This is a genomic window from Flavisericum labens (genome assembly GCF_045446075.1).
In the GTDB taxonomy this organism is placed as follows: Bacteria; Bacteroidota; Bacteroidia; order Flavobacteriales; family Flavobacteriaceae; genus Flavisericum; species Flavisericum labens.
Genome location: NZ_JBJJBQ010000001.1, coordinates 654,105 through 668,421 on the forward strand (window position 1 = coordinate 654,105; position 14,317 = coordinate 668,421).

At 36.4% G+C, this 14,317-nt stretch carries 13 protein-coding genes and 1 tRNA gene; 10 read left to right on the forward strand and 4 right to left on the reverse strand.

Going from position 1 to position 14,317, the window contains the following annotated elements; all coding sequences use genetic code 11:
* Positions 1–8 precede the first annotated feature (8 nt).
* The 9 genes from ACIEHO_RS02860 (at position 9) to ACIEHO_RS02900 (ending at position 6,716) form a co-directional block, all read left to right on the forward strand.
* The gene (locus ACIEHO_RS02860) at positions 9–647 is read left to right on the forward strand and encodes a cell envelope biogenesis protein OmpA (protein WP_406968435.1); all 639 of its coding nucleotides are present in this window, start codon (positions 9–11) and stop codon (positions 645–647) included.
* Positions 647–1,198: a crossover junction endodeoxyribonuclease RuvC gene (gene ruvC, locus ACIEHO_RS02865; RefSeq protein ID WP_406968437.1), complete on the forward strand. Its 552-nt coding sequence runs from the start codon at positions 647–649 to the stop codon at positions 1,196–1,198. The genes ACIEHO_RS02860 and ruvC overlap by 1 nt, the downstream gene beginning before the upstream one ends.
* Positions 1,198–2,331 carry a radical SAM family heme chaperone HemW gene (gene hemW / locus ACIEHO_RS02870; protein WP_406968439.1) on the forward strand — a complete coding sequence of 378 codons (1,134 nt, stop codon included), beginning with the start codon at positions 1,198–1,200 and terminating at the stop codon, positions 2,329–2,331. Before ruvC ends, hemW begins: the two co-directional genes overlap by 1 nt.
* Positions 2,328–3,077 carry a cyclase family protein gene (locus tag ACIEHO_RS02875; protein WP_406968441.1) on the forward strand — a complete coding sequence of 250 codons (750 nt, stop codon included), beginning with the start codon at positions 2,328–2,330 and terminating at the stop codon, positions 3,075–3,077. Before hemW ends, ACIEHO_RS02875 begins: the two co-directional genes overlap by 4 nt.
* Positions 3,078–3,686, forward strand: coding sequence for a DUF4230 domain-containing protein (locus ACIEHO_RS02880; RefSeq protein ID WP_406968443.1), 609 nt, complete (start codon positions 3,078–3,080; stop codon positions 3,684–3,686).
* Entirely contained in the window at positions 3,683–4,045 is a 363-nt protein-coding gene (locus ACIEHO_RS02885; protein ID WP_406968445.1) for an MmcQ/YjbR family DNA-binding protein, read from the forward strand. The genes ACIEHO_RS02880 and ACIEHO_RS02885 overlap by 4 nt, the downstream gene beginning before the upstream one ends.
* Before the next feature lie 147 nt (positions 4,046–4,192).
* Positions 4,193–5,023 (forward strand): hypothetical protein, encoded by an 831-nt coding sequence (locus ACIEHO_RS02890; RefSeq protein WP_406968447.1) that lies wholly within the window; start codon positions 4,193–4,195, stop codon positions 5,021–5,023.
* Between the two features lie 127 nt (positions 5,024–5,150).
* Positions 5,151–5,729: a PhnA domain-containing protein gene (locus tag ACIEHO_RS02895; protein WP_406968449.1), complete on the forward strand. Its 579-nt coding sequence runs from the start codon at positions 5,151–5,153 to the stop codon at positions 5,727–5,729.
* A gap of 708 nt (positions 5,730–6,437) precedes the next feature.
* Positions 6,438–6,716 (forward strand): STAS domain-containing protein, encoded by a 279-nt coding sequence (locus tag ACIEHO_RS02900; RefSeq protein WP_406968451.1) that lies wholly within the window; start codon positions 6,438–6,440, stop codon positions 6,714–6,716.
* Here the strand turns inward: ACIEHO_RS02900 and ACIEHO_RS02905 are convergent, their stop codons facing one another.
* From ACIEHO_RS02905 to ACIEHO_RS02915, 3 genes are all read right to left on the reverse strand, one after another.
* Positions 6,717–7,817: a DUF4407 domain-containing protein gene (locus tag ACIEHO_RS02905; protein ID WP_406968453.1), complete on the reverse strand. Its 1,101-nt coding sequence runs from the start codon at positions 7,815–7,817 to the stop codon at positions 6,717–6,719.
* Between the two features lie 236 nt (positions 7,818–8,053).
* Positions 8,054–8,914, reverse strand: coding sequence for a DMT family transporter (locus tag ACIEHO_RS02910; RefSeq protein WP_406968455.1), 861 nt, complete (start codon positions 8,912–8,914; stop codon positions 8,054–8,056).
* 110 nt (positions 8,915–9,024) lie between these two features.
* Positions 9,025–10,413 (reverse strand): dipeptidase, encoded by a 1,389-nt coding sequence (locus ACIEHO_RS02915; RefSeq protein ID WP_406968457.1) that lies wholly within the window; start codon positions 10,411–10,413, stop codon positions 9,025–9,027.
* Between the two features lie 99 nt (positions 10,414–10,512).
* Here ACIEHO_RS02915 and ACIEHO_RS02920 point away from each other — a divergent pair.
* Positions 10,513–10,594, forward strand: a tRNA-Leu gene (locus tag ACIEHO_RS02920).
* Between the two features lie 194 nt (positions 10,595–10,788).
* Here the strand turns inward: ACIEHO_RS02920 and ACIEHO_RS02925 are convergent.
* Complete coding sequence (locus ACIEHO_RS02925) at positions 10,789–14,310, reverse strand: efflux RND transporter permease subunit (protein ID WP_406968459.1); 3,522 nt, start codon at positions 14,308–14,310, stop codon at positions 10,789–10,791.
* Between the last annotated feature and the right edge of the window lie 7 nt (positions 14,311–14,317).

Here is a 14,317-nt window from a genome sequence, read left to right on the forward strand (position 1 = left end):
AATATTAAATGATTTCAAATTTTAGTTTTAATACCAAGAATTGGCTGTTAGGATTTGTGTTATTTTATAGTGTTTCGCTATTAGCTCAAGGTGATACCAATACGATAAAAGCACAATTTGCTTTAGGGGTGAATACCCCGTCTTCTAATGGTTTTGTTAACAATTTTGAGGCTAATTCGGTTAATTTCCCGAGTATTAATTTGGGCTTGCAGTATATGTTTAAACCCAAATGGGGGGCAAAATTGGATTTTGGCTACAACCGGTTTTCTAATCTAGAAAATACCCCAGAATTTAAACTTAATTATTCACGCATTAATGCGCAATTGGTCTATGATGCTTCAGCAATCATGAGTTTTTCAAGACACATGGGGCTGTTTTTGCATGTTGGTCCTGGTTTTTCAATAATCAAGCCTTTGGGCAATTACGGGGACAACAAAACCTCATATTTAAATACTTTGGGCGGATTAGAACTACATTATGGTATTTCAGATAAATTATCGGTGTATCTTGATGGCTCGTATATTTTTGGCTTTGGAAAGCGTTTTAGTCCAGTTTCTGAGGGCTTTGGGTCGTTTAACGGCGATTTACTAACCATTACCATTGGCGCATCTATTTCGCTGAGTGGTTGCTATTACTGTGGAGATTAATGAAGGAACGAATTATTTTAGGCATAGATCCCGGAACTACCATTATGGGGTTCGGACTTATAAAAGTGGTGGGTAAAACCATGCAGTTTGTGCAACTTAATGAACTCGATTTAAAAAAGTATAGTGACCATTATTTAAAGCTGAAGCTGATTTTTGAACGTACCATCGAATTGATTGATACGCACAAACCCGATGAAATCGCTATAGAGGCTCCCTTCTTTGGTAAAAATGTACAAAGTATGCTCAAGCTTGGCAGGGCACAAGGGGTGGCCATGGCGGCTGGTTTAAGCCGAGAAATACCCATAACAGAATATTTGCCAAAAAAAATAAAAATGGCCATTACGGGTAACGGTAACGCCAGTAAAGAGCAAGTGGCTAAAATGCTTCAGAGCACTTTAGGATTAAAAACATTGCCCAAAAATTTAGATGCTACAGATGGCTTGGCGGCGGCAGTATGTCATTTTTACAATTCCGGTAGGGTTGAGGTTGGTAAAAGTTACTCGGGGTGGGATGCTTTTGTAAAACAGAATGAAGATCGGGTAAAAAAATAATGGCCGGTATCTACATCCACATTCCATTTTGCAAGCAAGCTTGCTATTATTGTGATTTTCATTTTTCAACATCATTAAAGAAGAAAGACGAACTCCTTCAGTGTTTAGTGAAAGAATTGGAATTACGAAAAGAAGAATTTGAAAATCAAACAGTAGAAACTATATATTTTGGTGGCGGTACGCCATCTTTATTGTCGATTAATGAATTGAGGTTATTGATTGAAACGGTCTATAAAAACTTTAAAGTTTGTAATAATCCTGAGATTACCTTGGAGGCCAATCCAGACGATTTATCTAAAAATCTAATAGTCCAACTATCTGAAAGTCCAGTTAACCGCTTAAGCATTGGTGTCCAATCGTTTTTTCAGCGTGATTTAAAATTAATGAACCGAGCACACAATGCTGAGGAAGCCAAGGCGTGTTTAAGGGGCGCGACCAGCTATTTTGAAAATATTTCAATCGATTTAATCTATGGTATACCTGGGCTGAGCCATGAAGAATGGGTGGGGAATATCGAAACCGCATTGGCTTTTAATGTGCCCCATATTTCATGCTATGCATTAACTGTGGAACCAAAAACAGCTTTAGACTCGTTAATCAAGAAAGGCATAATCGAAAATGTTGATGACGATTTGGCGCAACTGCAGTTTGAGATACTGGTTGAAAAGTTAGAAGAATCTGGTTTTATTCATTATGAATTGTCCAATTTTGGCAAACCCAACTATTTCAGCAAAAACAATTCGGCTTATTGGCAAGGTAAGCCCTATTTGGGTATTGGTCCTTCGGCACATTCATTCGATGGAAACCATCGAAGTTGGAACGTAAGAAACAATTCAAAATACATAAAAGGCATTGAGCAAAACATATTGCCTATGGAAAGGGAAACGCTTTCGGTGACCGATAAATACAACGAATATGTAATGACGGGTTTACGGACTATTTGGGGTGTTTCAATAAAAAAAATAGAAGAGGAGTTTGGTGAAAATTATAAAAAATACTTAATAAAACAATCCCGAATTTACATTAACCAAGATTTATTGTATATTGAAGATAACAAACTATTAACCACAAAAAAAGGTAAGTTTTTAAGCGACGGTATCGCATCCAGCCTTTTTAAAATTAATTTAACTTGATAGCAACCATACAATACAATTCTAGAAAACTTCAAATAGATTTAAGCAAACCACTCGATATTTCCATACCAATTAGAGCTTCAAAAGATAATGTAACAGCTTGGTATGTTGATGAACCAAAAATTGAACCCGTAAATGATGGTGAGTGGATTGCCACTGTAAAAGAAGGGGCCTGTATAAATTTTAATAATATTACGTTTAATCCGCATGGGCACGGCACACATACCGAAAGTGCAGGGCACATTACTGAAAAAGTGCATTCGGTAAATAAGCATTTAAAACAGTTTTTCTTTTTAGCAGAAGTCATTACAGTAGCACCAGAACGCTTAAATGGTGATGCCGTAATTTCTAAAAAGCAAATAAGTTTTGCTTTGGGCAACAAAAAACGCGATGCACTGGTGATTCGCACCATGCCCAATACAACATCTAAAATGTCGAGACAATATTCGCATACCAATCCCACTTATTTATTAAAGGATGCAGCTGTTTATTTACGTGAAAAAGGTATAAAACACCTATTAATAGATTTGCCGAGTGTGGATAAGGAAAAGGATGATGGTGAACTTTTGGCTCACAACGCCTTTTGGAATATCAAAGGAAAAATCCGTTTAGATGCTACAATTACCGAGCTCATTTATGTTCCAAACAAAGTGACGGACGGCGAGTATTTTTTAAACCTACAAATAGCCCCGTTTGAAAACGATGCTACCCCGAGCAAACCTGTTTTGTATCAAATAATAAATTAAATGGAAACATTTTTAGGAATTATAATTGGGGCTTTGGTATGTTTAGGTGTAGTAACCTATCTAAGGTCTATCAAGAGACAGCAGTTAGTAAATGCACAATCCACTATTCTTTTAGACAAAATAAAAAGGGTTTGTAAGTTTATAACTGTTGAAGGCGATTTTGCCGAAATATACCATTATGAAGATGTAAAGCAACGTTTTTTAAAACTTATTACAAGTAAAAAGAAGGCACTTGTGGTTATAAACGCCAAAGCACATGTAGGTTACGATTTGTCTAAAATAGAACTAAAGGCTGATACGGAGAGCAGAAAAATTTTTTTAGAGGATTTTCCACAACCCGAAGTACTGTCCATTGAAACCAATTTAAATTATTATGACAAATCTGATGGTCTGTTTAATAAGTTTGAAGCTGCCGATTTAACAGGGCTGCATAACGAAGCCAAAATACATATTCAAGAAAAAATTCCCGAAAGTGGATTGATTCAAGTGGCCCAACAAGAGGCTCTAGAAACTATTTTACTTATAGAAACTATTGTAGAGACCATTGGCTGGAAACTCGATTACTCGGCTTTGAAGATAAACGATAAAAATCAAAAAAAGTTAAATTGAATATTGAGCAAATAAGAACATATTGCCTCAGTAAAAAAGGAACCACTGAAGAATTTCCGTTTGACCAAGACACGCTCGTATTCAAAGTGCAGGGCAAAATGTTTGCATTGGCATCTTTAAAATGGTGGGAGCGGGGAGAAGCGGCTATTAATTTAAAGGCAGACCCCGAGTATTCAGAAGAACTTCGTGCCAATTATAACAGCGTCCGTCCGGGATATCATATGAGCAAAAAGCACTGGAACACACTATACTTAGACGAAGGTGAATTACCACCACATTTTATTAAAGAGTTAATAGACCATTCTTATGATATGGTTTTAAAAGGACTTCCCAAAAAGGTTCGAGATACACTTATTTAGGCAAAAATCTATAAGTAACTATTTGTCAATAGGTTTTTTGTTGTATATTAGTACTTCCCTCAGTTCTAATTTTTATATAGCATAATCGAGCCCTTAAATCTTAAAGTAACCGTTAACTCATTTATTAACTTTAATATTTAACAGATTATGAAAACAATCAATCAATTATTGTCGGTAATAGCTTTTGTGCTATTATTGTTCACACCTTCAATTAATTTCGCCCAAGAAGAATCCCCAAAAATGCCTGCTTATATTGCTGTGACTACCATGCATTGGAATATGGATAAAGAGGATTTCAGCATGGACGAATGGAAGGCCACCGAAAAGGAATTTATAGATAAGGTGGTAAAAAAGAACGAATACATTCTTGGAGCATCAATGTACATGCATGAATTTACTCCAGACAATACCGAATTGGTTTCTGTGCAAACATTTGCCTCATGGGATGACATGGACAAGTTTAGTGAAAGAAACGCCGAGTTAGCAAAAGAAGCATGGCCAGATGATGAAGCCCGCAAGGCATTTATGGAAAATCGTTTTTCATACTATTCAAATGAACATTCTGATGAGATTTATTCGCCAATTCCGGGAGCAAAATTAATGACAGAGACACCCGATAAGGATATGTTGTGCTATGTTAGAAAAACCCATTTCGCATTTCCAGAAGATGGTTCGCAGGAAGAATTCAAGAAAATGAGAATGGAATTTATTGAAAAAGTCATCAATAAAAATGAATACATAAAAGCCTATTATCCTCATGTTCATGCTTGGGGGTCGGATAGAACCGAGCACTTAGAAGCATTTTATATAGAATCTTGGGCAGATTTAGATAAAATGTATGACAGAAACGAAGAGCTAATGAAAGAAGCATGGCCAGATGAAGAAGAGCGAAAAGCCGGTGGCAAAGCATGGAGCAAATACTTTACTGGAGTACATGGTGATTATATGTACAAATGGATAAACGGTCTTTCAAAATAAATTTTAAATAATCAATAAAAAGGGTGCCATTTGGCACCCTTTTTTATTCGGCATATATCAATTAAAACACAATATCAGTTTGCGAAAACTGCAATTAGGCGTATTATTGCACCATAAAATTTCGCATATGAGTGTTTTACAAACCTTAAAAGATAGGAGCAATAATACCTGTGAACTTTGTAGTTCCGCAGAAGATTTAAGTCAATATACCATTCCACCATCCTTAAATGAAAATGTAAGTAATGACGTTTTGGTTTGTAAAACGTGTTTAAACCAGATAAATGGCGATGCTGATATGGACCCAAATCACTGGCGTTGCTTGAATGACAGTATGTGGAGTGAGCATGCGGCCGTGCAAATTATGGCATGGCGAATGTTGCAAAGATTGCGAAATGAAGGATGGCCAAAAGATTTGTTGGACATGATGTATCTTGATGAGGATACATTGGCTTTGGCGAGAGCTACCGGTGAAGATAAAGATGAAAGTGAAAAAATAATTCACCGTGATGTTAATGGGGTTATTTTAGAAAATGGCGATAATGTAGTATTGGTAAAGGACTTAAAAGTTAAGGGTTCTAGTTTGGTAGCTAAACAAGGAACGTCTGTTAGAAATATTCGTTTAGACAATGAAAATGCCAACTATATTGAAGGTAAGGTTGACAAACAGCACATAGTTATTATTACAAAATATGTGAAGAAAACTTAATCTTCGTTTTTCTTTTTAAAAAAGCCAAACCCCAGAGGAAACATAAATATAAGAAACAGATATCTACCTGTTATTAGCCCAAAAATAGTTATGGTAGCCAATACGACCATGAGAATAACCTTGTGATTATATTCCATATTATATAATTAACCGTTTCTTTTTTCAATCAAAACTTAAAAACAGCAGAAATTTATAGGATGCCGAAGTATCGACAATTATTTTCCAGTATGCGCTTCAGTTGGATGTGCTTTTTGGTAGTGTTCCAAATTATCATACCAGACATAAATTAAACCATGACTGCTTTTAAATTTAACGAGTCACTTTTCCAATGTTCTTCCATATATTTCTCCAAGTTATTATTAGGCCAGGCTTTGCGTTTTTTTTATTGACCTAACATCGTTTTCAACATACGCTTGAAAAAAACTATTTAAAGCGCATACCAAACATAGAATTAAATCCAGTTTTTTCATTTGTAACTACTTAGGGTGTTTGTAATCATTAATTTTAAGAAAAGTAAAAGTTGCAAAATCTGATTACTAAAATAGGTTACTCATCGATCAAATTAACATGTATTTAGTTTTCGTCTAAGTTAAAATCTATTTGTCTAAAAAATTCTGCAATAACCTTTCTGTTTTTATATATTTATAACTCAATCAAACGATTGGTCTCCCTCAAGTTTTAAAATTTAACCGAAAAAACTCATGTGCTATGGATTTAAAAATTACTAATTGTAACAATTTCTTCAAAATTAAAGGCAATCTTAACAAGGGCAACATTGGTTTATTTCAGAAAGAATTTAATAATATTTTTGATAAAACAAAAGGTGTTATAATAAGTGTTCAAGAAATAGAAAGTATGGATAAGTATGGTGTTGAGGCTATTGCAAAATTGCATAACGAAGCTTTAATGAAAAACAAAAGATTTTCTATTGTTGGGTTTGGTTGCCAAGAGCTGTATGAGTATTTTCAAAATGCCACAGCGGCATAATTAAAGAATATTTTTTTGTTTATTGTAAAAGGCATCGGCTTGCAGTTGCATAAGTTCTCTGGCTTTTTTGCGTTTGTATTGCTGCAATTCATCTTCCCTCTCAATATCGGCATAGATTCGGTCGTTAATGGCGTAATCTGTTTTTAACATAGCTTCACGTTGGTTTTTGTTTTGAAGCAAGTGGCTTTTAACAGCCTCTTCTTGGTCTTCCAATTTAAAATCGTACGCCCCTTTGGGAGAAAGTAGCTTAGCGAAAATGGGAGATGTTTCAATAGCCAAAAATAGCATGAATATAAATAATGAAGGCAACCAAGGAAGTTCACCTAATGCATTAACACGCGCCATCAAACCATCGAAATTATTGATTATGGGTTGTGTATTCGACACTTTGTTATCGTAAGTAGTTTTTAATTGTGCAATTTGAGTTTCAATAGCTGTGATCTTAGTTTTATTTTCAGTCTTAAGTTGATTAAGTTCTTTCAACAAGGCGTCGTGTTTGTCTCGTTTTTCTTTGTAAACAGGACCTTTGCCTAAAAGCTTTGTGCCGGCTGTACCTTCAGCTTCCGCGATATAGGTATTGTAAAGTTGATTGACCTCTATTTCCTTTCCCACTATTTCATTTTTTAATTGGGTAATTTCGTTTTTAAGCTGAGAAATCGAAGGTTCAAACTGCTCTGCAATCTGGGTTTTGTTTGCCAATGTCATCTCATTTTTTTGCTCCAAGAGTACTTGATTGATTTCTTTTTCAAAAATCTTTAATTCCAAAGGCTTTGATATTACTAAAGCTATGATAATAGCCAACATGATTCTTGGCGTAGCCTGAATAAGTTCATCTATAACGTTCCCTGTTTTTTTTATGGTTGAAACAATATAGCGGTCTAAATTAAATATAAGAAATCCCCAAATCAAGCCGAAAAATATGGATGTAAAAAGGTTGTCGAAAACAGTAAAAAGAGCATAGCTGGAAGCAATAAAAGCCATGACGGCCGTAAAGAAAACCGTAGCGCCAATGCCGGCATATTTATTTTGTTCTCCAGAAGAGCAACGCTCTAAAATTTGGGTGTCTGCACCCGAGCAGATAATAAAAAATCGCTTTAACATATTGATTTATTTTGATTGATGATTGACTATTAGAACGTTAAAGCCAGCGATTTGTTACACTTTTTGTTTAAAAACTTTAAGCGATAAATTGTTCAAACCAAGAAATGTTGCCATCATAATTCCGAAAGTGTTTGGTGATTCTTAAAAAGTCTTGTTTGAGAAATATTTTCTTTGGAAAACGCGACACGGCTACTCTTGTTTGCATTAATGTATTTGAGGTTAAAAATTTTGAGCGATTATCTTTGTCGAGACCTTACACTCTCAATTAATACCGTCGCTAAAATTAGGGCGCCTCCAATAAAGGTGTTCGTATTTGGAACTTCATTTAAGAAAACAAACGCTATAATAATCCCGAAGATAGGCTGAACACTATTGATTATACTAGCTGTACTTACCGAAAAATGTTTTAGACTGTTAATAAGCATGGTATGTCCAATGGCGGTAACTACGATGGCCAATAAAATTACATAAGGGTATTGGGTTACGATGTTTGAAGTATCCATAAAGAACAAAACAGGAAAAAGTAGAACACTTAAAATACTGGCTTGGTAGTACATAATTTGGGTACCGTTATAACCAGAGGTTAGTTTTTTTGAAATTATGTTTCGCAAGGCATAACATAGTGCTGATGATAAGCCGAACAGAATACCTTTGAAGTAGGTGTTTTCAAGACTGAATTCGGGAGCCATTATATACATGCCTGTTAAGACCATTAAGCCTAAAAAAATGTAAATGGGGTCGAATTTTGTTTTAAGAAACAGGGGTTCTAGAAAAGCCGTGAAAATAGGAAACACAAAAAGTGATAACATGCCTATGGCTACATTTGAAAGCTTGAGTGAATAGAAATAGAAAATCCAGTGTCCGCCCATAAGCAGTGAACTTATAAATATGGAAAGCGCATCTTGTTTGGAATATATTTTTAAATTAAATTTTTTGTAAAAACAAAAACCCAACAGAAACAGAGCACCCAATATGGAACGCCACCAGATAACAACGGGTGTTGGCATATCGATAAATTTTCCTAATGCTCCTGAAGCACTTATAAAAAGTGTGGCTAATGCAAGTTGAATAAGGTGGCTACTGTGTTGGTTTTTCATGCAGTGGTTTTCGGGTTTGGTATTGCGCTAGGGATAGAAGAGTAAAGCCCACAGCGAGGTACGAGTGAGGACTTGAAACGGATAGCCCGACCCTTGTGGGAGCGCCCAAATTATTTTGAAAGTTCGGTGAAATACTTATAAAAATAAGGGATGGTTTCTATACCTTTTAAGTAATTCCAAATTCCAAAATGTTCGTTTGGCGAGTGAATGGCGTCGCTGTCCAGACCAAAGCCCATAAGTATGGTTTTGCTTTTTAGTTCTTGTTCAAAAAGGGAAACAATAGGGATGCTACCACCGCTACGTTGTGGAATTGGCGTTTTGCCAAAAGTATCTTCGTAGGCTTTGCTTGCCGCTTGGTATCCCACGCTATCTATTGGGGTGACGTAACCTTGTCCGCCGTGGTGCGGAGTAACTTTAACCTTAACGCCTTTTGGTGCGATGCTTTCAAAATGGGTTGTGAAAAGTTGGGTGATTTCTTCCCAATTTTGATTGGGAACCAGGCGCATAGAAATTTTGGCATAGGCTTTACTCGCTATTACTGTTTTCGCACCTTCACCTGTGTAGCCGCCCCAAATACCGTTAACGTCTAAGGTTGGGCGGATGGAGTTACGTTCGTTTGTAGTATAGCCAGATTCACCATAAACGGCATCAATATCCAATGATTTTTTATAATGCTCTAAACTAAAAGGTGCTTTTGCCATTTCTGCACGTTCTTCCAAACTGAGTTCTTCAACTTTATCATAAAACTCTGGAATGGTAATATGATTGTTTTCATCGTGTAATGAGGCAATCATTTTGGTTAGCACATTAATAGGGTTGGCCACGGCACCACCATAGAGTCCCGAATGTAAATCGCGATTTGGACCCGTAACTTCAACTTCAACATAACTTAAGCCGCGCAACCCGGTTGTTATTGATGGAACCTTTTTTGTTATCATTCCAGTATCGGAAATTAGAATAACGTCGTTTTTTAATTTTTCTTTGTTATTTTTTATAAAAGCCCCCAGGTTTGCACTGCCCACTTCTTCCTCACCTTCAATCATAAATTTTACGTTGCAGGGTAGTTGGTTGGTTTGTGTCATAAATTCCATGGCCTTCACATGCATGTACATCTGACCTTTATCGTCGCAGGCACCTCGGGCAAAAATAGCGCCTTCGGGGTGTAGTTCGGTGTTTTTTATTACGGGTTCAAACGGCGGGGAATTCCATAGGTTTAAAGGATCTGGCGGTTGTACATCGTAATGCCCGTAAACTAATACGGTAGGTAAGTTTTTGTCAATTGTTTTTTCACCGTAAACAATGGGGTGGCCCTCGGTAGGGCATATTTCAACCCTATCGCAGCCAGCTTGCTTTAAACTTGTTTTTATGGATTCTGCTGTTTTGAGGACGTCCTTTTCATAGGCTGAATCGGCACTTATAGAAGGGGTTCTTAGTAGTTCGATAAGTTCATTTACAAATCGGTCTTTATGCTCTTTTATATAGGATTGGATGTTCTTCATATACTTTTGGTGTCTTTCTTTTCAAAAGTATAAAAAAAGAATGTTTTTATTGTTTGGTGTTTGCAATTTAAAAATCTTGTTTATATTTGCAGTCCTTTTGCGGGCGTGGTGGAATTGGTAGACACGCTAGACTTAGGATCTAGTGCCGCGAGGTGTGAGAGTTCGAGTCTCTCCGCCCGCACATAAAAGAACAAACCCTTTGACTAATTTTAGTTAAAGGGTTTTATTTTTTTAGACTTAATTAAGGATAACCTTGAATCAAAAAGCCCCGACAATTGTCGGGGCTTTTCTCGCTATTAACTAATCCTTTTTTATTTATGAAAAAGGATATCTTCAAAGCAACTGAAAGTTGTTGCTTTAAACCGAAATTAGATTTTACTCTAACCTTTTATCCATATTAAACGCTTCTTGCGGAAGAGCTTTCTCAGTTTTGGCTACACGATTTTTAAACATCCGCATTTTTAATTTCATGGACAAGAAAAATAATACGGGTACTATGATTAACGTTAAGAAGGTTGCAATAAATAGCCCATAAATAACTGTCCAAGCCAATGGACCCCAGAATACTACATTATCTCCACCCATATAAATATTAGGGTTAAAATTTTTAAATAATGTAAAGAAATTAATGTTTAGACCAATAGCTAACGGAATTAAGCCGAGAATAGTTGTAATGGCCGTTAATAATACAGGTCGCAAACGCGCTTTTCCGGCTTTTACAATGGTTTCAAAGAGGTCTTCATCGCTTAAATAATTATCGTCATCAATATCTTTTTCAATTTTCTTTCGGTCAATTAAAAGCTGAGCATAATCGAGCAGCACTACACCATTATTAACTACAATACCTGCAAGTGAAATAATACCTACCATGGTCATCATAATAACAAAGGCCTTTCCTGTAATTACAAGTCCACCGAACACTCCAATCAAACTTAAAAATATAGCCAGCATTATAATGGTAGGTTTAGATATGGAGTTAAATTGAAAGATTAAAATAAAGAATATTAACCCTAAACCGGTAAAAAAGGCACCCATTAAAAAGGCCATTTGTTTGTTTTGCTCTTCAATTTGCCCAGTATAATCTATTTTTATGTTGTCTGGGAGGCCTTCGTAACTTTTCATTTCGTTTTGAATTTGAGTTACAATGGCGCCTGCATCTGTATAGCCAGGTGCTAAGGCAGAATAAACCGTCACCACACGCTTGGTGTCTTTGTGCTTAATAGCACTAAACCCAGAAGTGTTTTCGTAGTTTGAAACTGCCGAAACAGGTATTTCTTTAAGTTGCCCTGTATTGGTTCTAAAGGTGATATTTTGATTGAATAGAGCGCTTGTATTATAACGGTTGTCTTTATTGAAACGTACATAAATGTCATAATCGTCACCACCTTCTTTGTAAATACCGGCTTTGGCCCCAAAAATGGAGTTACGTAATTGTTGCCCAACTTGAGCTGAGCTTACACCTAATTCTCCAGCTTTTTCTCTATCAACGGAAACTTGCATAGATGGTTTGTCCTTGTTTACATCAATTTTAAGCTCATCGATACCAGCAATATTTTTGGTGTTGATGAATTCACGCATGTTTTCGGCAACGGCAATTAATTCGTTATAATCATCGCCTTCAATTTCAATGTTTATAGGAGCGCCTGCTGGCGGTCCGTTGGCATCTTTTTCAACCGAAATAAGAACACCAGGGTAAATGCCAACTAGGGCTTCTTGAACTTTTTGTCGCAGCAATTCACTGTCTTCCCCTTGACGGTATTTATATTCCCGCATTGAGGCCGTGATTTTCGCCTTATGTGGCATTTCTGCCGCCGAGCCACCATCGGTTTGAGGATTTCCTGAACCTTCACCAACCTGTGAAACGGCACTTTCAACCATAAAGTTGTAGCCGTCTTCTTTATATTGACTATCATCAAGAACTGTGTAAACACGTTTTTCTATTTCTTTGGTGATGGCATTGGTTTTTTCAATAGCCGTACCTTGTGGGTACTCAATATAAACAATAATCTGATTGGGTTTATTGTCAGGAAAGAACTCCACTTTGGTGCGTTGTGATGCCAATGAAATTCCAAATGTTATAAATGAAATAATCAACAAAATAAAAACACCAATACTATAAAAATAAGGTCTTCTTCCTGAAAGAGCTTTACGCAATTGTTTTTCATAAAAACTTTCAAGTTTTACCAATGTTTTTGTTTGGAAATAATTAGCCCACTTACGTAAAAACAATCTGTAAATCCAGAGTAAGATAGCCGTAAGAACCATAAGTGATCCTAGAGCTCTGTACTCTCCGCCCGTAATGAAGACCAATATGCCAATAATGGTCATAATTGACGTGGTTTTTATTATTTGCTTGAGTGGCATGTCTTTGTCTTCGGTGTTCATAAATTGTGAAACCAAAACCGAATTGAAAAATATGGCAACAAATAGTGAAGACCCCAGAACTATGGACAATGTGATGGGTAAAATTTTCATAAACTCGCCCATTATTCCTGGCCAAAGTCCAAGAGGAATAAATGCTGCTACGGTTGTTAAGGTTGAAATAATAATGGGGAATGCTATTTCGCCAATACCTTTTTTTGCAGCTTGAATACGGCTCATGCCTTCTTCATCTATAAGGCGATAAACATTTTCAACCACTACAATACCATTATCAACCAACATCCCCAGTCCCATAATCAATCCGAAAAGCACCATAGTGTTTAAGCTGTAGCCAATCATGCTCAAAATCATTAGTGACATGAACATAGACATAGGAATGGCGAAACCAACGAAAATGGCGTTTTTAAATCCTAAAAAGAACATTAAAACGGTTACCACTAAAATAACTCCAAAAATGATGTTGTTTACTAAATCGTCAACTTGGCCAATGGTTTTCTCTGATTGGTCGTTTGTTATACTGACTTTTAAATCGGCAGGAAATACCTTTTCTACGGCGTCTTTAACAATAACTTGGATTTGCTCCGCTGCGGCAACCATGTTTTTTCCAGCACGTTTTTTTACATCTAGCATGACCACGGGCTCACCAAATTCGCGAGCATAAGTGGTTTTGTCTTCTTCTTTAAATGAAACCTCTGCCACATCTTTCAGGTAAATGGGGTTTCCATTTTCAGATTTAACAACAAAGTTTTCTAATTCTGAAGGGTTTTCAATTTCCCCTAAAATACGAATAGTACGCCGTTGTCCACTAGCTTTTAAGTTTCCGGCAGACATGGTAACATTTCCGTTATTTATGGCTCCTATGATGTCACTGAAAGTAACCTTGGCAGCCATCATTTTGTAAATATCAACGGCTACTTCAACTTCTTTTTCTTGCGCACCACGGATATCAGCTTTTTTAATTTCCAATAAATCTTCAATCTCATCTTGAAGATGCTCGGCATATTCCTTGAGTTTTTCAATAGGGTAGTCGCCTGAAATATTAATGTTTAAGATGGGCATTTCTTCCGAAAGGCTCAGTTCAAAAACATCGGGTTCTACCTTGGCTCCATTAAAGGTTGGCCAATCTTCACCAGAAGTTTCTGTGTCAATCTCATCTTTTACTTTTTGTTTGGCTTGTTCTACGGTAATGTTTTCATCAAACTCAACTACCAGCATGCCGTAATCCTCTTGAGATGTCGAGGTGATTTCAACTACATTACTTACCGTTTTCAGCTTGTCTTCAAGAGGGTCTGTAATGAGTTTTTCTATGTCTTCCGCCGTATTTCCTGGGAATACAGAGCTAACATAAATTTTGGTTTCGTTTACCTCTGGAAAGTTTTCTCTGGGCATGCTAAAAAAAGCAGAGGCACCAATGTAGAAAAACACAGCAATAAGAACGTACATGGTGGTTTTGTTGTTGATGGCCCACGATGATAAACCAAATTCTTTATCGACTTGTTTTTTTTGTTTAGCCATAGTATCT